Genomic DNA, 21,802 nt, shown 5'->3' with positions numbered 1-21,802 from the left:
TTCGCTATTATTGCCACTTCCTGCCGTGGAAGCAGCACGGAACAATGTACTCCCACCGCGCCTCGTTTTGAAGGGCACACAGAAGAAGATTTTGTCCAGCCGGGCAGCGCCGCTGCGATCGCTTAATCTAATAACGGAGTGATTTTGTGCCTGAAATCACCGTGATTGCGGTTATTAATGGGTTTTTTATGCTGAAAGTATCATGTAAGTGTCAATATTATTCTGAGGTAAATAAAAAGACGATCCGGGCTGAGGCAGTAGTCCCCCTGAGTGACCATTCGTAAAACCTGAATGCTCAGATACAGATTGCCATATTAGCAAAGCCAGGTTAAAAGTTACTCATGTGAAATTAATGTTAAGGGTTATTAATGATTGGCCTGAATCTAAATTAAACTTTATTTATTATTAACGACGAAAATGCAACTTTCGTTAATTTTAATAAAAAGAGTGTAGTTGCTTATCATTGGCGTTAAATCCGTATTAGTGCAATAAGACTTATAAATATAGTGGATTTGGGTTAAGATGTGATTCAGGAATGCAGCAGAGCGATAGGCCTGTTACGTATATCGGATTCTGCTTTCCTGTATTAATCGATTGTTATTGTTAAAGTTATCTCTGGCCGATTGGGTAAGTCACATCTTGCGACGTTGGCAACGCTGCGATATAGATGGCAGAAAACATGTCTTACTCTTTATGGAATTTACATCTACCTGCACACAATGAAATAACCTGAACGCAAGAGAATAAAAATAACGTCATGAAACGTGATTTCTGACTGTTGATATACCACAGTACAATAACTATCTGTCAGGCAGTCTGCCGGGCCGGGATGCGAGGGAAACACTTCAGAAGGAATTGCTTAACCGTTACACACAGCTTCAACCCGGGCAGCTCCGCACGAGCAACCTGAAAGTGAAAAGATATGATAAATGCAAATCGTCCGATAATGAATCTCGACCTCGATCTGCTGAGAACGTTTGTTGCGGTCGCCGATCTCAACACTTTTGCAGCAGCTGCTGCCGCAGTATGCCGTACCCAGTCCGCCGTAAGTCAGCAAATGCAGCGACTGGAACAACTGGTTGGTAAAGAGCTTTTTGCGCGCCATGGACGTAATAAGCTTTTAACAGAACATGGTATTCAGCTTCTGGGTTATGCCAGGAAGATACTGCGCTTTAATGATGAAGCCTGTATGTCATTAATGTTTAGCAACCTTCAGGGAGTGTTAACATTAGGGGCGTCAGATGAATCAGCAGATACCATTTTACCTTTCCTTCTCAATCGAATTAGCTCGGTTTATCCGAAGCTTGCCCTGGACGTTAGCGTTAAACGCAATGCCTTCATGGTTGAGATGCTGAAAGAGAATGAGGTTGACCTGGTGGTCACCACGCATCGACCCGGCCTGTTTGACTGCCTGACGCTGCGTACTTCTCCTACGCACTGGTACTGTGCCGCGGAGTACGTATTGCAACAAGGTGAGCCAATACCCCTGGTTCTGCTGGACGATCCCAGTCCGTTCCGCGATATGGTGCTGGCTGCCCTCAACGAGGCCAGTATCCCCTGGCGTCTGGCGTACGTGGCGTCCACGTTGCCCGCAGTGCGAGCGGCGGTGAAGGCCGGGCTTGGCGTAACGGCCCGTCCGGTTGAGATGATGAGCCCCGACCTGCGCGTGCTGGGCAAATCAGAGGGGCTTCCCTCGCTACCGGATACGGAGTACATGCTGTGCCATAACGCCGGCAGCAACAACGAGCTGGCAAAGGTGGTATTCGAAGCAATGGAAAACTACCACAATCCATGGCAGTACGCGCATGTTACTCCTGAAGGAGGGGATGACTCGCTGATCGTGGAAGGGGATTTTGAGTGATCGTTTCCTCAAAATTCTCGTAACAAAATGTAAGTGTAAAAAAGAGCCACTCGCATGATTTTTTCATGCGAGTGGTTTTTTTTGCTATTCATAACCGCGAAAGGAGTGTGGATAAGTGAAATAGTGCTTATTTATCAATGAGCCAAATGCTTTTGATTAATATGTGAACAATAGCTGTTCTATCTTCCCTCATACCCTGCCGATGTTAAAAAAACAGGAAATATGTTGCTGTTTTTTTGATTGAATTAACAAAAGCGTGTCTCAGATCAAGAAAATACTCCTATTTAGGGGGAGGAATCGTTGGCAAATCCTGTCAAAATAGGAGGGTTATTTTTTTTACTTCCAAAACGGACACGATTCAACAAGATGCATTTGACGTAAAGTCACCTGGCCACCAGGGTTAAAGGGCACCAAATGTTAATGAGAATCGCTCGATGTAATTTAATGTGAAGAAACCTTTGTTAAAGTTGACAAAAGGTTATAGATAGGAGTAAAAAAACCCATCATTTTGCTGTCTATGTCTCATTTCTGACAGTTAGTGTAAGGTTATTTTGTTCCTCCCCATGAATCGATGTGATGCCCATCTGCCAGCAAGAGCAGTGTCGTCGGTATCACTTTTGATGAGTAAGCAATGAGTATGTCAACATCCACAGAAGTCATCGCTCATCACTGGGCATTCGCAATCTTTCTTATTGTAGCCATTGGCCTGTGCTGCCTGATGTTAGTCGGCGGCTGGTTCCTGGGCGGTCGCGCCCGCGCAAGGCACAAAAACACACCTTTCGAATCAGGTATTGATTCCGTAGGTACCGCTCGCTTACGCCTGTCTGCCAAGTTCTACCTGGTAGCCATGTTCTTCGTCATTTTTGACGTGGAAGCGCTTTACCTCTTCGCGTGGTCTACCTCCATTCGCGAAAGTGGTTGGGTGGGCTTTGTCGAGGCCGCAATTTTCATTTTAGTGTTACTGGCCGGTCTGGTTTATCTGGTGCGTATTGGCGCGCTGGACTGGACACCTGTGCGTTCACGTCGTGAACACATCAACCCGGAAAACAGTATCTCTAATCGTCAGCAGTAACAGCGAGGCAATAAGATGGATTATACGCTCACCCGCATAGATCCTAACGGTGAGAATGACCGTTACCCCCTGCAAAAACAGGAGATCGTAACTGACCCCCTGGAGCAAGAAGTCAACAAAAGCGTGTACATGGGCAAGCTCGAGCATGCCATGCACGATATGGTCAACTGGGGTCGTAAGAACTCCATCTGGCCCTACAACTTTGGCCTTTCTTGCTGCTACGTTGAAATGGTGACGTCATTCACTGCGGTGCATGACGTTGCGCGTTTTGGGGCCGAGGTACTGCGTGCTTCTCCACGTCAGGCTGACCTGATGGTGGTGGCCGGGACCTGCTTTACCAAAATGGCACCGGTTATTCAGCGTCTTTATGACCAGATGCTGGAGCCAAAATGGGTTATCTCCATGGGTGCATGTGCAAACTCCGGCGGTATGTACGACATTTATTCCGTTGTGCAGGGCGTTGATAAGTTCATTCCGGTGGACGTTTACATCCCGGGCTGCCCGCCGCGTCCAGAGGCCTACATGCAGGCGCTGATGCTGCTCCAGGAGTCAATCGGTAAAGAACGCCGCCCACTTTCATGGGTTGTTGGCGATCAGGGTGTCTATCGCGCGAACATGCAGTCCGAGCGCGAGCGTAAACGTGGTGAACGAATTGCCGTCACCAATCTGCGTACGCCTGACGAAATTTAATTTGCGCCTGTGGGCCTGGAGAACACCTTCGCATATCACTACTCAAATAGCGCGAAGCCAGGCTTAACAGTCACCACGGACCATTTGCAATGGTGAACAATATGACCGACTTAACCGCGCAAGAAGCTGCCTGGCAGACCCGGGATCATCTCGATGACCCCGTCATTGGCGAACTGCGCAACCGTTTTGGGCCGGATGCCTTTACTGTTCAGGCCACCCGCACCGGGGTACCCGTTGTTTGGGTGAAGCGTGAGCAATTACTGGAAGTTGTCGATTTCCTCAAGAAATTGCCAAAACCTTACGTCATGCTGTTTGACTTACACGGCATGGACGAACGTCTGAGAACGCACCGCCAGGGCCTCCCTGCTGCGGATTTTTCCGTTTTCTACCACCTGATATCAATAGACCGCAACACGGATATTATGCTCAAGGTGGCATTGTCTGAAAACGACATGCATCTGCCGACGATCACCAAACTTTTCCCTAACGCTAACTGGTACGAGCGTGAAACCTGGGAAATGTTCGGCATGACCTTTGACGGCCACCCGCACCTGACGCGCATCATGATGCCGCAGACCTGGACCGGCCACCCGCTGCGTAAAGACTACCCGGCACGTGCCACCGAATTCGACCCGTTTGAGTTGACCAAAGCCAAGCAGGATCTGGAGATGGAAGCGCTGACCTTCAAGCCGGAAGACTGGGGCATGAAGCGCGGTACCGAAAACGAGGACTTCATGTTCCTCAACCTTGGTCCGAACCACCCGTCTGCGCACGGTGCATTCCGTATTATTCTTCAGCTTGACGGCGAAGAGATTGTCGACTGCGTCCCTGACATCGGCTACCACCATCGTGGTGCTGAGAAGATGGGCGAGCGTCAGTCCTGGCACAGCTACATTCCGTATACCGACCGTATCGAGTACCTCGGCGGCTGCGTAAACGAAATGCCATACGTGCTGGCCGTTGAGAAACTGGCAGGCATCACCGTACCGGATCGCGTTAACGTGATCCGCGTGATGCTGTCAGAACTGTTCCGTATTAACAGCCACCTGCTGTACATCTCCACGTTCATTCAGGACGTCGGCGCGATGACCCCGGTCTTCTTCGCCTTTACCGATCGTCAGAAAATCTACGATCTGGTGGAAGCGATTACCGGCTTCCGTATGCACCCGGCCTGGTTCCGTATCGGCGGTGTGGCGCACGATCTGCCGCGCGGCTGGGACCGCCTGCTGCGTGAATTCCTCGACTGGATGCCGAAACGTCTGGCGTCTTACGAGAAAGCCGCGCTGCGTAACTCCATCCTGAAGGGCCGTTCCCAGGGCGTTGCGGCCTACGGTGCGAAAGAAGCACTGGAGTGGGGGACCACGGGTGCAGGCCTGCGCGCGACCGGTATTGACTTCGACGTGCGTAAAGCCCGTCCTTACTCTGGCTACGAGAACTTCGATTTTGAAGTCCCGGTGGGCGGCGGCGTTTCCGACTGCTACACCCGCGTGATGCTGAAAGTGGAAGAGCTGCGCCAGAGCCTGCGCATTCTTGAGCAGTGCCTCAACAACATGCCGGAAGGCCCGTTCAAGGCGGATCACCCGCTGACGACGCCGCCACCGAAAGAGCGCACGCTGCAACATATCGAAACCCTGATCACCCACTTCCTGCAAGTTTCCTGGGGCCCGGTCATGCCGGCACAAGAATCCTTCCAGATGATTGAAGCGACCAAGGGTATCAACAGCTACTACCTCACCAGTGACGGCAGCACCATGAGCTACCGTACCCGCGTGCGTACGCCAAGCTTCGCGCACTTGCAGCAGATCCCGGCCGCCATTCGCGGCAGTCTGGTCTCCGACCTGATTGTGTATCTGGGTAGTATCGATTTTGTTATGTCAGATGTGGACCGCTAATTATGCACGAGAATCAACAACCACAAACCGAGGCTTTTGAGCTGAGTGAAGCAGAGCGTGCCGCCATTGAGCACGAGATGCACCACTACGAAGACCCGCGTGCGGCGTCCATTGAAGCGCTGAAAATCGTACAGAAACAGCGTGGTTGGGTGCCGGATGGGGCGATCTACGAGATCGCAAAAGTGCTGGGCATTCCGGCAAGTGACGTAGAGGGAGTAGCCACGTTCTACAGCCAGATCTTCCGTCAGCCGGTAGGCCGCCATGTGATCCGCTACTGTGACAGCGTCGTCTGCCACATTACCGGCTATCAGGGCATTCAGGCTGCGATTGAGAAAAAGCTCAATATCAAGCCGGGCCAGACCACGTTCGATGGACGCTTTACTCTGCTGCCAACCTGCTGCCTGGGTAACTGCGACAAGGGGCCGACCATGATGATTGATGAGGACACTCACAGCCATCTGACGCCGGAAGCGATTCCTGACCTGCTGGAGCAGTACAAATGAAAACTGTAATTCGTACTGCTGAGACGCATCCGCTGACCTGGCGTCTGCGCGATGATAAACAGCCGGTATGGCTCGACGAATATCAGAGCAAAAACGGCTACGCCGGCGCGCGTAAGGCCCTTGGCGGCATGGCGCCGGATGAGATCGTAAACGCAGTAAAAGACGCTGGCCTGAAAGGGCGAGGCGGTGCGGGCTTCTCCACTGGTCTGAAGTGGAGCCTGATGCCCAAAGATGAATCCATGAACATCCGTTACCTGCTGTGTAACGCCGATGAAATGGAGCCGGGCACCTATAAAGACCGTCTGCTGATGGAGCAGCTGCCGCACCTGCTGGTGGAAGGCATGCTGATTTCCGCGTTCGCGCTGAAAGCGTACCGTGGCTACATCTTCCTGCGCGGTGAGTACATCGAAGCGGCTGAAAACCTGCGTCGCGCCATTGCCGAAGCCACCGAAGCCGGCCTCCTGGGTAAAAACATCCTGGGTACCGGGTTTGACTTCGAACTGTTCGTGCACACCGGTGCCGGGCGTTATATCTGCGGGGAAGAAACCGCGCTGATTAACTCCCTGGAAGGTCGCCGTGCGAACCCGCGTTCCAAGCCACCTTTCCCGGCAAGCTCCGGCGTGTGGGGTAAACCGACCTGTGTCAACAACGTCGAAACCCTGTGTAACGTCCCGGCTATCCTCGCGAACGGCGTGGAGTGGTATCAGGGCATCTCCTCAAGCAAAGATGCCGGTACCAAGCTGATGGGCTTCTCCGGGCGCGTGAAGAACCCTGGCGTCTGGGAACTGCCGTTTGGCACCACCGCACGCGAAATTCTTGAAGACTACGCAGGCGGCATGCGCGATGGACTGAAATTCAAAGCCTGGCAGCCGGGCGGGGCGGGGACGGACTTCCTGACCGAAGCCCACCTTGATCTGCCGATGGAGTTCGAAAGCATCGGTAAAGCAGGCAGCCGTCTGGGGACGGCGCTGGCGATGGCCGTCGACCACGAGATTGGCATGGTATCGCTGGTGCGTAACCTGGAAGAGTTCTTCGCCCGTGAGTCCTGCGGCTGGTGTACACCGTGCCGTGACGGTCTGCCGTGGAGCGTGAAGATCCTGCGTGCTATCGAGCGTGGCGAAGGTCAGCCGGGCGATATCGAGACACTTGAGCAACTGTGTCGATTCCTGGGGCCAGGTAAAACCTTCTGCGCCCACGCACCGGGTGCCGTCGAGCCACTGCAAAGCGCGATTAAATATTTCCGCGACGAATTCGAAGCAGGCATCAAGCAGCCGTTCAGCAATACCCATTCGATCAATGGTATTCAGCCGAACCTGCTGAAAGCGCGCTGGTAACGACAAGAATTTTGATTAACGCTCGGTTTCGACTGAGCCAACTGGAAGCATGCTAATGGCTACGATTCATGTAGACGGCAAAGAATACGAAGTCAACGGGGCGGACAACCTGCTGGAAGCTTGTCTGTCGCTTGGCCTCGATATTCCGTACTTTTGCTGGCATCCGGCGCTGGGCAGCGTCGGTGCTTGCCGCCAGTGTGCGGTGAAGCAATATCAAAACGCGGAAGACACGCGTGGTCGCCTGGTGATGTCCTGTATGACGCCAGCCGCCGAAGGTACCTTTATTTCGATTGATGACGAAGAAGCCAAACAGTTCCGTGAAAGCGTGGTGGAGTGGCTGATGACCAACCACCCGCACGACTGTCCGGTTTGTGAAGAGGGCGGTAACTGCCACCTTCAGGATATGACCGTGATGACCGGTCACAGCTTCCGTCGCTATCGCTTTACCAAGCGTACCCACCGTAACCAGGATTTGGGGCCGTTCATCTCGCACGAAATGAACCGCTGCATCGCCTGCTACCGCTGCGTGCGTTACTACAAAGACTACGCAGACGGTCAGGATCTGGGCGTGTATGGCGCGCACGACAACGTCTACTTCGGTCGTCCGGAAGACGGTACGCTCGAGAGCGAATTCTCCGGTAATCTGGTAGAAATCTGTCCGACCGGCGTATTCACGGATAAAACCCACTCCGAGCGCTACAACCGCAAATGGGACATGCAGTTTGCGCCAAGCATCTGCCAGCAGTGTTCCCTCGGCTGTAACACCAGCCCGGGCGAGCGTTACGGCGAACTGCGTCGTATCGAAAACCGTTACAACGGTACCGTTAACCACTACTTCCTCTGCGACCGCGGTCGTTTCGGCTATGGCTACGTGAACCTGAAAGACCGTCCGCGTCAGCCGGTTCAGCGCCGTGGCGACGACGTCATCACCCTCAACGCCGAGCAGGCGATGCAGGGCGCGGCAGATATTCTGCGCCAGTCGAAGAAAGTGATCGGCATCGGCTCCCCGCGCGCCAGCATCGAAAGCAATTTCGCTCTGCGCGAGCTGGTGGGTGCGGAAAACTTCTATACCGGTATCGCTCAGGGCGAGCAGGAACGTCTTCAGCTGGTGCTGAAGGTGCTGCGTGAAGGCGGCGTTCATACGCCAGCGCTGCGCGAAATCGAATCCTATGATGCGGTTCTGGTGCTGGGTGAAGACCTGACGCAGACCGGCGCCCGCGCGGCTCTGGCGGTTCGTCAGGCGGTGAAGGGTAAAGCACGTGAAATGGCAGCGGCGCAGAAAGTGGCTGACTGGCAGATTGCGGCGATTCTGAACATCGGCCAGCGCGCGAAACATCCTCTGTTTGTGACTAACGTCGACAACACCCGTCTGGACGATATCGCCGCGTGGACCTACTGCGCGCCGGTGGAAGACCAGGCGCGCCTGGGCTTTGCCATTGCCCACGCGCTGGACAGCAACTCTCCGGCCGTTGAACTGGATCGCGACCTGCAAAACAAGGTCGACGTGATTGTTCAGGCCCTTGCAGGTGCGAAGAAACCGCTGATCATCTCCGGTACCAACGCCGGTAGCGCTGAAATCATTCAGGCCGCCGCGAACGTTGCCAAAGCCCTGAAAGGCCGCGGCGCTGACGTCGGTGTGACCATGATTGCCCGTGCTGTAAACAGCATTGGTCTGGGCATGATTGGCGGCGGCTCGCTGGAAGAAGCGTTAAGCGAACTGGAATCCGGTGCCGCTGACGCCGTTGTGGTGCTGGAAAATGACCTGCATCGCCACGCGTCTGCCGCACGCGTTGACGCAGCGCTCTCCAAAGCGCCGCTGGTGATGGTCATTGACCATCAGCGCACCGCGATCATGGACAAAGCGCACCTGGTACTCTCTGCGGCAAGTTTTGCAGAAAGTGACGGTACGGTTATCAATAACGAAGGCCGCGCACAGCGTTTCTTCCAGGTTTATGACCCGGCGTACTACGACAGCAATACCGTGATGCTGGAAAGCTGGCGCTGGCTGCACTCCCTGCACAGCACCGTGCAGAGCCGTGAAGTGGACTGGACGCAGCTCGACCACGTTATCGACGCGGTTGTTGAGAAACTGCCTCAGCTGGCGGGCATTAAAGACGCCGCGCCTGACGCAAGCTTCCGCATTCGCGGTCAGAAACTGGCGCGTGAACCGCACCGCTACAGCGGTCGTACCGCGATGCGCGCAAACATCAGCGTGCACGAACCGCGTCAGCCGCAGGATAAAGACACCATGTTTGCCTTCTCGATGGAAGGGAACAACCAGCCGTCTGCGCCGCGTTCGCAAATCCCGTTTGCATGGGCACCGGGCTGGAACTCCCCGCAGGCATGGAACAAGTTCCAGGCTGAAGTGGGTGGCCACCTGCGCCACGGCGATCCGGGTGTACGTCTGATTGAAGCCTCCGAAACCGGGCTGGACTTCTTCACCACCGTTCCGGCGAGCTTCCAGGCTCAGGAAGGTCAGTGGCGTATTGCGCCGTACTACCACCTGTTCGGTAGCGATGAAATGTCTCAGCGTTCTCCGGTATTCCAGCAGCGTATGCCGCAGCCGTACATCAAGCTCAACCCGGCGGATGCTGCGAAGCTTGGCGTGAACGCGGGTGCGAACATTGCCTTTAGCTACGACGGCCAGACCATCAGCCTGCCGCTGATTATCTCTGAACGTTTGTCAGCAGGGCAGGTGGGTCTGCCGATGGGGATGCCTGGCATCGCGCCGGTTCTGGCGGGTGCGCATCTTGATAACCTTCAGGAGGCAAAAGCATGAGTTGGTTAACGCCGGATCTTATCGATATCCTGCTGAGCATTCTGAAAGCGGTTGTGATTCTGCTGGTAGTCGTCACCTGCGGCGCGTTCATGAGCTTTGGTGAACGTCGTCTGCTTGGTCTGTTCCAGAACCGTTACGGACCGAACCGCGTGGGCTGGGGTGGTTCACTCCAGCTGGTGGCGGACATGATCAAGATGTTCTTCAAAGAGGACTGGGTTCCGCGCTTCTCGGACCGCGTGATCTTTACGCTGGCACCGATGATCGCCTTCACCTCGCTGCTGCTGGCGTTTGCTATTGTTCCCGTCAGCCCGACCTGGGTTGTCGCTGACCTGAACATCGGCATTCTGTTCTTCCTGATGATGGCAGGCCTCGCGGTTTACGCGGTGCTGTTTGCAGGCTGGTCCAGTAACAACAAATACTCGCTGCTGGGCGCGATGCGTGCTTCCGCGCAGACGCTGAGCTACGAAGTGTTCCTGGGGCTCTCCCTGATGGGCGTGGTGGCGCAGGCCGGTTCATTTAACATGACCGACATCGTCAACAACCAGGCCGACATCTGGAACGTTATCCCGCAGTTCTTTGGTTTTGTGACCTTTGCTATCGCGGGCGTGGCGGTGTGTCACCGTCACCCGTTTGACCAGCCGGAAGCCGAACAGGAACTGGCCGACGGTTACCACATTGAATATTCCGGCATGAAGTTCGGTCTGTTCTTCGTGGGTGAGTACATCGGTATCGTCACCATTTCCGCGTTGATGGTAACGCTGTTCTTCGGTGGCTGGCATGGCCCGTTCTTACCGCCGTTCATCTGGTTCGCGCTGAAAACCGCGTTCTTCATGATGATGTTCATTTTGATTCGCGCAGCGTTACCGCGTCCACGTTATGACCAGGTAATGTCCTTCGGCTGGAAAGTGTGCCTGCCGCTGACGCTCGTCAACTTGTTGGTAACGGCGGCTGTCATTCTCTGGCAGCAGCCATAAGGGGCTTTGAGATCATGACCTTAAAAGAATTATTGGTAGGTTTCGGCACCCAGGTACGCAGTATCTGGATGATCGGCCTGCACGCGTTTGCTAAACGCGAAACCCGGATGTACCCGGAAGAGCCGGTATATTTACCGCCGCGCTACCGTGGCCGTATCGTGCTGACGCGCGACCCGGACGGTGCCGAGCGCTGCGTTGCCTGTAACCTGTGTGCGGTAGCGTGTCCGGTGGGCTGTATCTCTCTGCAAAAAGCGGAGACGGTAGACGGCCGCTGGTATCCGGAATTCTTCCGCATTAACTTCTCACGCTGCATTTTCTGCGGTCTGTGTGAAGAAGCGTGCCCAACCACGGCGATTCAGCTGACTCCGGACTTCGAGCTGGGTGAGTACAAGCGTCAGGATCTGGTGTACGAGAAAGAGGATCTGCTGATTTCCGGTCCGGGCAAATACCCGGAATATAACTTCTACCGGATGGCGGGTATGGCAATCGACGGCAAAGATAAAGGCGAAGCAGAGAACGAAGCTAAGCCTATCGACGTCAAGAGCCTGTTACCGTAAGGAGAGGGCAATGGAATTCGCTTTTTATATCTGTGGCCTTATCGCCATCCTGGCTACGCTGCGAGTGATCACGCACACCAATCCGGTGCATGCGCTGCTGTACTTAATCATTTCGCTGCTGGCCATTTCCGGGGTGTTCTTTGCGCTGGGCGCGCACTTCGCCGGTGCGCTGGAAATCATCGTCTACGCCGGGGCCATCATGGTGCTGTTCGTGTTTGTGGTGATGATGCTGAACCTGGGCGGCTCTGAAATTGAGCAGGAACGTCAGTGGTTGAAACCGCAGGTGTGGATCGGCCCGGCAATTTTGTCGGCCATTATGCTGGTGGTCATTGTTTACGCCATTCTGGGCGTTAACGACCAGGGGATCGACGGGACGCCAATCAGCGCGAAAGCCGTGGGTATCACCCTATTTGGTCCGTACGTTCTGGCGGTTGAGCTGGCCTCAATGCTGCTGCTGGCGGGTCTGGTTGTGGCCTTCCACGTTGGCCGCGAAGAGCGTGCTGGCGAGGTGCTGAGCAACCGCACTGACGACCGCGCGAAAAGAAAAACGGAGGAACGCGCATGATCCCCTTAACACATGGACTGATCCTCGCTGCGATTTTATTCGTTCTGGGCTTAACCGGTCTGGTTATCCGCCGCAATCTGCTGTTTATGCTGATCGGTCTGGAAATCATGATCAACGCTTCCGCGCTGGCCTTCGTGGTCGCCGGCAGCTACTGGGGCCAGACCGATGGTCAGGTGATGTACATTCTCGCCATCAGCCTCGCGGCTGCTGAAGCGAGTATTGGCCTGGCGCTGTTGCTACAGCTCCATCGTCGCCGCCAGAACCTGAACATCGATTCAGTAAGTGAGTTGCGTGGATGAACATGCTTGCCTTAACCATTATTTTTCCGCTGATTGGCTTCGTGCTGCTGGCATTTTCTCGCGGCCGCTGGTCTGAGAATCTGTCCGCGACCGTAGGCATTGGCGCTATCGGCCTGTCGGCGCTGGTCACAGCGTATGCGGGTATCGACTTCTTTAACAACGGGCGTCAGGCCTACAGCGTACCGCTGTGGAACTGGATGTCGGTCGGTAACTTCAACATCGGTTTTAACCTGGTGCTGGATGGTCTGTCTCTGACCATGCTCTCCGTGGTCACCGGCGTGGGCTTCCTGATCCACATGTTCGCCTCCTGGTATATGCGCGGTGAAGAGGGATACTCCCGCTTCTTCGCCTACACCAACCTGTTTATCGCCAGCATGGTCGTTCTGGTGCTGGCCGATAACCTGCTGCTGATGTATCTGGGCTGGGAAGGCGTGGGCCTGTGCTCTTACCTGCTGATCGGTTTCTACTACACCGATCCGAAGAATGGCGCAGCGGCCATGAAAGCGTTCGTCGTGACCCGCGTGGGTGACGTGTTCCTCGCTTTCGCGCTGTTCATTCTCTACAACGAACTGGGCACGCTGAACTTCCGCGAAATGGTGGAACTGGCGCCGGCGCACTTCGAAGCAGGCAACAACATGCTGTGGTGGGCAACGCTGATGCTGCTGGGCGGCGCTGTGGGTAAATCCGCGCAGCTGCCGTTGCAGACATGGCTTGCCGACGCGATGGCGGGTCCAACCCCTGTCTCCGCGCTGATCCACGCCGCGACCATGGTTACCGCCGGTGTCTACTTGATTGCGCGTACCCATGGCCTGTTCCTGATGACCCCGGAAATTCTGCATCTGGTGGGTATCGTCGGTGCGGTTACGCTGGTGCTGGCAGGCTTTGCCGCGCTGGTGCAGACCGACATCAAACGCGTTCTCGCGTACTCCACCATGAGCCAGATTGGTTACATGTTCCTGGCGCTGGGCGTTCAGGCGTGGGACGCAGCCATTTTCCACCTGATGACACACGCGTTCTTTAAAGCGCTGCTGTTCCTCTCATCCGGTTCGGTGATCCTGGCCTGCCACCACGAGCAGAACATCTTCAAAATGGGCGGACTGCGTAAGTCCATCCCGCTGGTCTATGTCTGCTTCCTGGTGGGCGGCGCGGCGCTGGCGGCACTGCCGCTGGTTACCGCGGGCTTCTTCAGTAAGGACGAAATCCTTGCGGGCGCCATGGCGAATGGTCATATCAATCTGATGGTTGCGGGTCTGGTCGGTGCGTTCATGACCTCCCTGTACACCTTCCGTATGATTTTCATCGTCTTCCACGGTAAAGAACAAATTCACGCTCATGCAGGGAAGGGCATCACCCATCACCTGCCGCTGATTGTGCTGCTGGTCCTCTCCACCTTCGTTGGCGCGATGATTGTGCCACCGTTGCAGGGCGTACTGCCGGCGACAACCGAGCTTGAGCATGGTCGCGTTCTGACGCTTGAAATTACCTCTGGCGTGGTCGCAATTGCGGGCATTCTGATTGCCGCATGGCTGTGGCTGGGCAAACGCACGCTGGTGACGGCCGTTGCCAACAGCGCGCCGGGCCGTCTGCTGGGCACCTGGTGGTACAACGCGTGGGGCTTCGACTGGCTGTACGACATGATCTTCGTGAAGCCGTTCCTGGGCATTGCGTGGCTGCTGAAGCGCGATCCCCTGAACAGCCTGATGAATATCCCGGCGATCCTCTCTCGCTTTGCAGGTAAAGGCCTGCTGTTCAGCGAGAACGGTTATCTGCGCTGGTATGTGGCGTCCATGAGCATCGGTGCGGTTGTTGTACTGGCGCTGCTGATGATGTTGCGTTGATCGTTAAGTGAATTTTATTCGAATTCGTTGAAAATCAGGCCCCTGCTGGGGGCCTTAAAAAGGAATGTAAATCGCCATGTTACTACCCTGGCTAATATTAATTCCCTTCATCGGCGGCTTCCTGTGCTGGCAGACTGAACGCTTTGGCGTGAAGATGCCGCGCTGGATCGCGCTGATCACCATGGGATTGACGCTCGCGCTTGGCCTGCAACTGTGGTTGCAGGGCGGTTACTCATTGACCCAGTCTGCGGGCCTTCCGCAGTGGCAGTCTGAGTTCATTCTGCCGTGGATCCCCCGTTTCGGTATCACGATCCACCTTGCGATTGACGGTTTGTCGCTGCTGATGGTGGTACTGACCGGTCTGCTCGGCGTTCTGGCGGTACTGTGTTCCTGGCGAGAAATCGAAAAATACCAGGGCTTCTTCCACCTGAACCTGATGTGGATCCTGGGCGGCGTAATCGGCGTGTTCCTGGCCATCGACATGTTCCTGTTCTTCTTCTTCTGGGAGATGATGCTGGTGCCGATGTACTTCCTGATCGCGCTGTGGGGCCACAAGGCCTCCGACGGTAAAACGCGTATCACGGCGGCCACCAAGTTCTTCATCTATACCCAGGCGAGTGGTCTGGTGATGCTGATTGCCATCCTGGCGCTGGTGTTTGTGCATTACAACGCCACCGGCGTCTGGACCTTCAACTATGAAGATCTGCTGAAGACCCCGATGTCCCACGGCGTGGAATACCTGCTGATGCTGGGCTTCTTCATCGCCTTCGCGGTGAAAATGCCGGTAGTACCGCTGCACGGCTGGCTGCCGGACGCGCACTCACAGGCGCCAACGGCGGGTTCCGTTGACCTGGCGGGTATCTTGCTGAAAACCGCGGCCTACGGTTTGCTGCGCTTCTCCTTGCCGCTGTTCCCGAATGCCTCAGCAGAGTTCGCGCCGATTGCCATGTGGCTGGGCGTGATCGGTATCTTCTACGGCGCGTGGATGGCCTTCACGCAGTACGACATCAAACGTCTGATTGCGTACACCTCCGTTTCCCACATGGGCTTCGTGCTGATTGCCATCTACACCGGCAGCCAGCTGGCGTACCAGGGCGCGGTGATCCAGATGATAGCGCACGGCCTGTCCGCAGCCGGTCTCTTCATCCTGTGCGGTCAGCTCTACGAGCGTCTGCATACCCGCGACATGCGCATGATGGGCGGCCTGTGGGGCAAAATGAAATGGCTGCCTGCGCTCTCCATGTTCTTCGCGGTGGCAACGCTGGGTATGCCGGGTACCGGTAACTTCGTCGGCGAGTTTATGATCCTGTTCGGCAGCTTCAAGGTGGTTCCGATGATTACCGTCATCTCTACCTTCGGTCTGGTGTTCGCTTCCGTGTACTCACTGGCGATGCTGCACCGCGCGTACTTCGGTAAAGCGAAGAGCGAAATTGCTGCACAAGAACTGCCGGGGATGTCGCTGCGCGAGCTGTTCATCATCCTGCTGCTGGTCGTACTGCTGGTGCTGCTGGGCTTCTATCCGCAGCCGATTCTGGATACCTCGCACTCCGCGATGGGTAACATCCAGCAGTGGTTTGTTAATTCTGCTTCTACTACAAGGCCGTAATTCGCCATGACAATAACTCCACAACAACTGATCGCGCTGCTACCGCTGCTGATCGTCGGATTGACGGTGGTGGTTGTGATGCTCTCCATTGCGTGGCGACGCAATCACTTCCTGAATGCGACCCTGTCCGTTCTGGGTCTGAACGCTGCGTTAGTCTCCCTCTGGTTTGTTGGCCAGGCGGGCGCGATGGACGTCACCCCGCTGATGCGCGTTGACGGCTACGCCATGCTCTACACCGGTCTGGTGCTGCTGGCGAGCCTGGCAACCTGTACCTTTGCCTACCCGTGGCTCGAAGGTTACAACGACAACAAAGAAGAGTTTTACCTGCTGGTACTGATTGCCGCGCTGGGCGGCATTCTGCTGGCGAACGCGAACCACATGGCCGCGCTGTTCCTCGGTATTGAGCTGATCTCACTGCCGCTGTTCGGCCTGATTGGCTACGCCTTCCGCCAGAAACGCTCGCTGGAAGCGGCAATCAAGTACACCATTCTGTCTGCTGCCGCGTCGTCGTTCCTGCTGTTCGGTATTGCGCTGCTGTACGCGCAGACGGGTAACCTCTCGTTCATGGCGCTCGGCAAGAGCCTGGGCGACGGCATGATGCACGAGCCGCTGCTGCTGGCAGGTCTGGGCATGATGATTGTTGGTCTTGGCTTCAAGCTTTCTCTGGTGCCGTTCCACCTGTGGACGCCAGACGTATACCAGGGTGCGCCTGCACCGGTCTCTACCTTCCTGGCGACGGCGAGTAAAATCGCTATCTTCGGCGTGGTTATGCGTCTGTTCCTGTACGCGCCGGTGGGTGACAGCGAAGCGGTTCGCGTGGTGCTGGGCATTATCGCGTTCGTGTCCATCATCTTCGGTAACCTGATGGCGCTGAGCCAGACCAACATCAAGCGTCTGCTGGGCTACTCCTCTATCTCCCATCTGGGCTACCTGCTGGTGGCGCTGATTGCGCTGCAAAGCGGTGAGATGTCGATGGAAACCGTGGGTGTATATCTGGCCGGTTACCTGTTTAGCAGCCTAGGCGCCTTCGGCGTGGTGAGCCTGATGTCCAGCCCGTACCGTGGCCCGGATGCCGATTCCCTGTTCTCCTACCGTGGTCTGTTCTGGCACCGTCCGATCCTGTCGGCGGTAATGACCGTGATGATGCTCTCGCTGGCGGGTATTCCGATGACGCTGGGCTTTATCGGTAAGTTCTACGTGCTGGCCGTCGGTGTGCAGGCGGGTCTGTGGTGGCTGACTGCCGGTGTCGTTATCGGCTCCGCGATTGGTCTCTATTACTACCTGCGCGTAGCGGTAAGCCTGTACCTGAGCGCGCCTCAACAGCTCAACCGCGATGCACCATCCAACTGGCAGTACAGCGCCGGCGGGATTGTGGTGCTCATCTCCGCGCTGCTGGTGCTGATCTTCGGTATCTATCCGCAGCCGCTGATTGAGATTGTTCAGCGCGCGATGCCCCTGATGTAAAAACAAAAAACCCGCCTCGGCGGGTTTTTTATTGCCCAGCGGCGCTACGCTTGCAGGGCCTACGGGTTTTGTAGGTCGGGTAAGCGTAGCGCCACCCGACTAAGCCAGCTGCTTCCGGCTAATCAACGGCCCGTCAATTTTCTTCATCGACCGCTCCAGCACTTCTTCAATCACCGACGACAGCTCGTTCAGCTCAAACTTCGCCACATAGCCGTCCGCCTTCACTTTGCGAATATGATCTTCGTTGGCGTTGCCGGAAAGGGACGAGTGGATCACCACCGGAATATCTTTCAGTACCGGGTCGGTTTTGATTTTGCGCGTCAGCGTAAAGCCATCCATCTCCGGCATTTCGAGGTCGGTTAATACCAGAGCGATCTTGTCGGTGACGGGGACGCCCTCAGCCTGCGCCTGCGCGGCCAGCTGGGTGATTTTCTCCCATGCGTCTTTGCCGGTGATATGCAGCTGAGCCGGGATCTCCATCGCCTGCAATCCCTTCTCCAGCATCGAACGCGCCACCTTTGAGTCTTCTGCAACAATCGCAACAGAGCCTGGCTTGATGTTGAATGTGGTGGTTTCCAGATGGGTGGCGTGCAGATCGTGATTCGCCGGGGTGATGTCATACAGGATCTGTTCCACGTCCAGCACCATCGCCAGATCGTTGGTGTCGGTCTTGTCATCCAGGCAGGCAATGCTGGTGATGTAGCGACCACTGACGGCGGTTTCGGCGGCGTGCACCTGCTTCCAGTCCAGACGCATGATGTTCTCCACCGATTCCACTGCGAAGGCCTGCACGCTGCGGGCATATTCGGTGATCAGCAGAATGTTCAGCCCGGTGGTTGGCTTGCAGCCAGCGACGGCGGCCAGATCGATCACCGGGATCACCTGGTCGCGAATGTTTACCATCCCCATTAGCGGCGACTTCATGCCCGCCGGTTTGGTGAAGGTCGGCATCGGCACAATTTCGCGCAATTTGAACACGTTGATGCCGAACAACTCGGATTTATTTTCGTTCAGAGAGGTGCCAAGACGGAACAGCAACAGTTCAAAACGGTTGGACAGGGTGAGATTCGCCCTGTCATCAATATCTTTCTGGAAATTATCCATTCTACCCTCAAGAGAAATGCTGGCCTTTTAATCGTTATCGGCATCCTGAGGGAAAAATAAAGGACTAAACGCTGACCTGAGCGAAATCTTCCGCCAGCTCGCAGGCGGGAAACACTTCCCGACACTCTGCCAGCAGGCTTTCACAGCCGCGGACGTCATAGCGTGAACTGACGTGCGTGACAATCAATTTCCCAACGCCAGCCTCACGCGCCAGCCGTGCCGCCTGACGCGTTGAGCTGTGCCCCCGGCTGTTGGCTTTCTCTTCCATCGCCGCTTCCAGCGTCGCCTCGTGCACCATCACGTCCACGCCCCCGGCAAGCCGAAGCGCCGAAGGGCAGGGGGCGGTATCACCAAAAATAGCCAGTTTCTTGCCCGGCTGCGGCGGCGCGAGGTAATCCTGACCGTTAATGACGCGCCCGTCTTCCAGCGTGACGGTTTCACCAAGCTTAAGGCGCTGGAACAGCGGGCCGGGCCTGACGCCATCGGCCCGCAACGCGGCGGCGTTCAGCGCGCCGGGCTTATCGTGCTCCTCAATGCGATAGCCGTAGCATTCCACCGGATGGTTAAGCGGGTAAGCGTGCACCCGATAATCACCGTCGTCGAACACCTGGCCTTCGGCTATCTCAGTCACCTCCAGCGGATAGTCGGTCCACGAGCCGCTCAGGCGCAGCGTGGTTTCAACAAATTCCTGAATGCCCGCAGGGCCATAAATCGTTAGCGGGTTGGCGTTACCCGCCATTGAACGGCTGCACAACAGGCCCGGCAGGCCGAAAAGATGATCGCCGTGCAGATGCGTAATAAATATTTTATCCACTTTCCCCGGGTGATATGAGGTGTGCAGCAGCTGGTGCTGCGTGCCCTCACCGCAGTCAAACAGCCACAGCCCACCCCGGGTAGGATGCTTAAGATCCAGCAGAATTGCCGTCACGTTTCGTGAGCGGGTTGGCACGCCGGCGGACGTACCCAGAAAAATCAGTTCCATAACGCAATCAGCCCTTTGCCCGATGGGAAGAGGTTTAGTATAACGTGATGAACCCCAGGAAGGAGAAACACATGATCCAGTGGCAAGATCTACACCACAGCGAACTGACCGTGCAGTCACTCTACGCCCTGCTCAAACTGCGCTGTGAAGTCTTCGTGGTTGAACAAACCTGCCCGTATCAGGATATCGACGGCGATGACTTAATCGGCGAGAACCGGCACATCCTCGGCTGGCGGAATAACGAGCTGGTGGCGTATGCGAGGATTCTGAAAAGCGACGACGACTTTGACCCTGTCGTCATTGGCCGCGTCATCGTCAGCGGCAGCGCGCGCGGTGAAAAGCTGGGCTATCAGCTGATGGACAAAACGCTGGAAGCATGCCAAAAACAGTGGCCGGACAAGGCGTTATACCTGGGCGCACAGGCGCATTTGCAATCTTTCTATGCCCATTTTGGCTTTAGCGCGGTCACCGGGGTTTATGACGAAGATGGCATCCCCCATGTCGGCATGGCGCGCGAAGCGAAACAGGCGCAATAGCGAGACGTTGTCTATAGTTATCGGACTGGTGTACTAACATGGAGAAAAATATGTCATTTCAATCCTGGGAAACCCGAGCAGACGACGACCTGACGCTGCTAAGCGAAACGCTGGAAGAAGTGCTTCGCTCTTCAGGCGATCCTGCCGATCAGAAGTACATTGAGCTCAAAGCTCGCGCCGAGCAGGCGCTGCATGACGTCAAAAACCGCGTCAGTAACGCGTCCGACAACTACTACTACCGCGCCAAACAGGCGGTGTATCGTGCCGACGATTATGTGCATGAAAAACCGTGGCAGGGTATTGGCGTCGGTGCAGCCGTAGGGCTGGTGCTGGGTCTGCTGCTAGCCCGCCGTTAAGCCGCTAAACCCCTCCCTACACGTGGGTACTGCTATTTATTGTCAGTACCCCGTATAATATAAGGTTTTAACAGGGAGAGGTTCGCGTGCACTCGATTTTCCTCGCGCTGCAAAGCCTGCGCACCCAGCTTGCGCAAGCGTTGCCTGATACACCCGGTTTCCGTCATTTCGACGTCTCTTTCCCGTTAAACGATGCCTTCGATCCCCTGGCCTGGCTGGGTGCGCAGCGAAGCTATCCCCAGTTTTACTGGCAACAGCGCAGCGGTGATGAAGAACTTGCCGCGCTCGGAAGCCTCGTCCATTTTGATTCTCTGGCCTCGGCTTCCCGGTTCCTGCACACCCATGCCGTGGCAAATGACACCCGTATCTGCGGCCTGAACGCCTTCAATCCGACTCAGGGCTCGCTGTTTTTACCGCGTCTTCTCTGGCGACGGTCTGCCGGGGTCGCCACGCTGCGCCTGCAACTATGGAGCGAAACCTCGCTGCGCGAAGATGCCCGTGTGGCATTGTATTTTGTCGATAACCTGCGCGATGCCGCGCCGATCCGCCCGCTGTCCGTTCAGATTGAGCAGGAAACTCATCAACCAGAAAAACCGGAATGGCTGGCGCTGATCCGTCAGGCAACGGATACCATTGCTCGCGGCGACGTCGAGAAAGTGGTGCTCGCACGCGCCACCGATGTGCAGTGCCGGCAGCCCGTGGACGCCATTGCGCTGATGACCGCCAGCCGCGCGCTGAACCTCAACTGCTACCATTTTTGCATGGTCTTCGATGCCGACAACGCGTTTCTTGGCTCGACCCCCGAGCGCCTGTGGCGGCGACGCGGCACGCTGCTGCGCACCGAAGCGCTGGCAGGCACCGTTGCCAGCCATTCTGACGATAAGCAGGCCCAGCGTCTGGGGGACTGGCTGATGAACGACGACAAAAATCAGCGGGAAAATATGCTGGTGGTGGAAGATATCTGCCAGCGTCTTCAGCACCAGACCCGGACGCTGGAAATCCTGCCTGCGCAGGTGCTGCGTCTTCGCAAGGTGCAGCATTTACGCCGCTGTATCTGGACCGAACTCAAACACGCTGACGACGAGCAGTGTTTGCATATTCTGCAACCGACGGCGGCGGTGGCCGGGCTGCCGCGTCAGGCGGCGCGAGAATTTATTGAGAAAGTGGAGCCGTTTGACCGGGAGTGGTACGCGGGATCGGCGGGCTATTTGTCGGTCGATCAAAGTGAATTCTGCGTGGCATTACGCTCCGCCCGCGTTCACGACGCCGCGCTGCGTCTTTATGCGGGGGCGGGCATCGTCAGCGGCTCCGATCCGGAACAGGAGTGGCAGGAGATCGAAAACAAAGCCGCCGGGCTGCGTTCCCTTCTCCTGAAGGATTAATACTGATT

At 56.1% G+C, this 21,802-nt stretch carries 19 protein-coding genes; 17 read left to right on the top strand and 2 right to left on the bottom strand.

Annotated features, from left to right (window positions below; all coding sequences use genetic code 11):
* Positions 1-922 precede the first annotated feature (922 nt).
* The 14 genes from lrhA to nuoN all read left to right on the top strand — a co-directional run bounded on the left by lrhA (position 923) and on the right by nuoN (position 17,434).
* Positions 923-1,861: a transcriptional regulator LrhA gene (gene lrhA, locus A3466_RS09590; RefSeq protein WP_063450390.1), complete on the top strand. Its 939-nt coding sequence runs from the start codon at positions 923-925 to the stop codon at positions 1,859-1,861.
* A gap of 631 nt (positions 1,862-2,492) precedes the next feature.
* Positions 2,493-2,933, top strand: a complete 441-nt coding sequence (gene nuoA, locus A3466_RS09585; RefSeq protein ID WP_003861475.1) for an NADH-quinone oxidoreductase subunit NuoA — start codon at positions 2,493-2,495, stop codon at positions 2,931-2,933.
* A 15-nt stretch (positions 2,934-2,948) separates the two neighbouring features.
* Entirely contained in the window at positions 2,949-3,623 is a 675-nt protein-coding gene (gene nuoB / locus A3466_RS09580; RefSeq protein WP_003861482.1) for an NADH-quinone oxidoreductase subunit NuoB, read from the top strand.
* Positions 3,624-3,712: 89 nt separating this feature from the next.
* Positions 3,713-5,515, top strand: coding sequence for an NADH-quinone oxidoreductase subunit C/D (nuoC, locus tag A3466_RS09575; protein WP_003861484.1), 1,803 nt, complete (start codon positions 3,713-3,715; stop codon positions 5,513-5,515).
* A 2-nt stretch (positions 5,516-5,517) separates the two neighbouring features.
* Positions 5,518-6,018: an NADH-quinone oxidoreductase subunit NuoE gene (nuoE, locus tag A3466_RS09570; RefSeq protein WP_006176513.1), complete on the top strand. Its 501-nt coding sequence runs from the start codon at positions 5,518-5,520 to the stop codon at positions 6,016-6,018.
* Positions 6,015-7,352 carry an NADH-quinone oxidoreductase subunit NuoF gene (nuoF, locus tag A3466_RS09565; protein WP_063450389.1) on the top strand — a complete coding sequence of 446 codons (1,338 nt, stop codon included), beginning with the start codon at positions 6,015-6,017 and terminating at the stop codon, positions 7,350-7,352. The genes nuoE and nuoF overlap by 4 nt, the downstream gene beginning before the upstream one ends.
* Before the next feature lie 55 nt (positions 7,353-7,407).
* Complete coding sequence (nuoG, locus tag A3466_RS09560; protein ID WP_063450388.1) at positions 7,408-10,131, top strand: NADH-quinone oxidoreductase subunit NuoG; 2,724 nt, start codon at positions 7,408-7,410, stop codon at positions 10,129-10,131.
* Entirely contained in the window at positions 10,128-11,105 is a 978-nt protein-coding gene (nuoH, locus tag A3466_RS09555) for an NADH-quinone oxidoreductase subunit NuoH (protein WP_048219735.1), read from the top strand. Before nuoG ends, nuoH begins: the two co-directional genes overlap by 4 nt.
* A 14-nt stretch (positions 11,106-11,119) precedes the next feature.
* Positions 11,120-11,662, top strand: a complete 543-nt coding sequence (gene nuoI / locus A3466_RS09550) for an NADH-quinone oxidoreductase subunit NuoI (protein WP_002913152.1) — start codon at positions 11,120-11,122, stop codon at positions 11,660-11,662.
* Positions 11,663-11,672: 10 nt separating this feature from the next.
* Complete coding sequence (gene nuoJ, locus A3466_RS09545; RefSeq protein WP_063450387.1) at positions 11,673-12,227, top strand: NADH-quinone oxidoreductase subunit J; 555 nt, start codon at positions 11,673-11,675, stop codon at positions 12,225-12,227.
* Positions 12,224-12,526 (top strand): NADH-quinone oxidoreductase subunit NuoK, encoded by a 303-nt coding sequence (gene nuoK, locus A3466_RS09540; protein WP_003861496.1) that lies wholly within the window; start codon positions 12,224-12,226, stop codon positions 12,524-12,526. Before nuoJ ends, nuoK begins: the two co-directional genes overlap by 4 nt.
* Positions 12,523-14,364, top strand: a complete 1,842-nt coding sequence (gene nuoL, locus A3466_RS09535) for an NADH-quinone oxidoreductase subunit L (RefSeq protein ID WP_063450386.1) — start codon at positions 12,523-12,525, stop codon at positions 14,362-14,364. Before nuoK ends, nuoL begins: the two co-directional genes overlap by 4 nt.
* A 76-nt stretch (positions 14,365-14,440) precedes the next feature.
* Positions 14,441-15,970, top strand: a complete 1,530-nt coding sequence (gene nuoM / locus A3466_RS09530; RefSeq protein WP_063450385.1) for an NADH-quinone oxidoreductase subunit M — start codon at positions 14,441-14,443, stop codon at positions 15,968-15,970.
* Positions 15,971-15,976: 6 nt separating this feature from the next.
* Complete coding sequence (nuoN, locus tag A3466_RS09525) at positions 15,977-17,434, top strand: NADH-quinone oxidoreductase subunit NuoN (RefSeq protein WP_063450384.1); 1,458 nt, start codon at positions 15,977-15,979, stop codon at positions 17,432-17,434.
* 99 nt (positions 17,435-17,533) lie between these two features.
* On the opposite strand, the gene A3466_RS09520 is transcribed toward nuoN, so the two are convergent.
* Complete coding sequence (locus A3466_RS09520) at positions 17,534-18,538, bottom strand: chemotaxis protein (protein ID WP_063450383.1); 1,005 nt, start codon at positions 18,536-18,538, stop codon at positions 17,534-17,536.
* Between the two features lie 64 nt (positions 18,539-18,602).
* Complete coding sequence (gene rbn / locus A3466_RS09515) at positions 18,603-19,520, bottom strand: ribonuclease BN (RefSeq protein WP_063450382.1); 918 nt, start codon at positions 19,518-19,520, stop codon at positions 18,603-18,605.
* A gap of 71 nt (positions 19,521-19,591) precedes the next feature.
* Between rbn and A3466_RS09510 the strand changes: the two genes are divergently transcribed.
* From A3466_RS09510 to menF, 3 genes are all read left to right on the top strand, one after another.
* Positions 19,592-20,056, top strand: coding sequence for a GNAT family N-acetyltransferase (locus A3466_RS09510; protein ID WP_063450381.1), 465 nt, complete (start codon positions 19,592-19,594; stop codon positions 20,054-20,056).
* A gap of 50 nt (positions 20,057-20,106) precedes the next feature.
* Complete coding sequence (gene elaB / locus A3466_RS09505; protein ID WP_063450380.1) at positions 20,107-20,412, top strand: stress response protein ElaB; 306 nt, start codon at positions 20,107-20,109, stop codon at positions 20,410-20,412.
* 86 nt (positions 20,413-20,498) lie between these two features.
* Positions 20,499-21,794, top strand: coding sequence for an isochorismate synthase MenF (gene menF / locus A3466_RS09500; protein WP_063450379.1), 1,296 nt, complete (start codon positions 20,499-20,501; stop codon positions 21,792-21,794).
* Positions 21,795-21,802: the final 8 nt, after the last annotated feature.

The sequence above is a fragment of the Enterobacter genomosp. S genome (assembly GCF_001631805.1).
GTDB classification, from domain to species: Bacteria; Pseudomonadota; Gammaproteobacteria; order Enterobacterales; family Enterobacteriaceae; genus Enterobacter; species Enterobacter quasihormaechei.
This window is presented reverse-complemented; position numbering and strand designations above follow the sequence as displayed.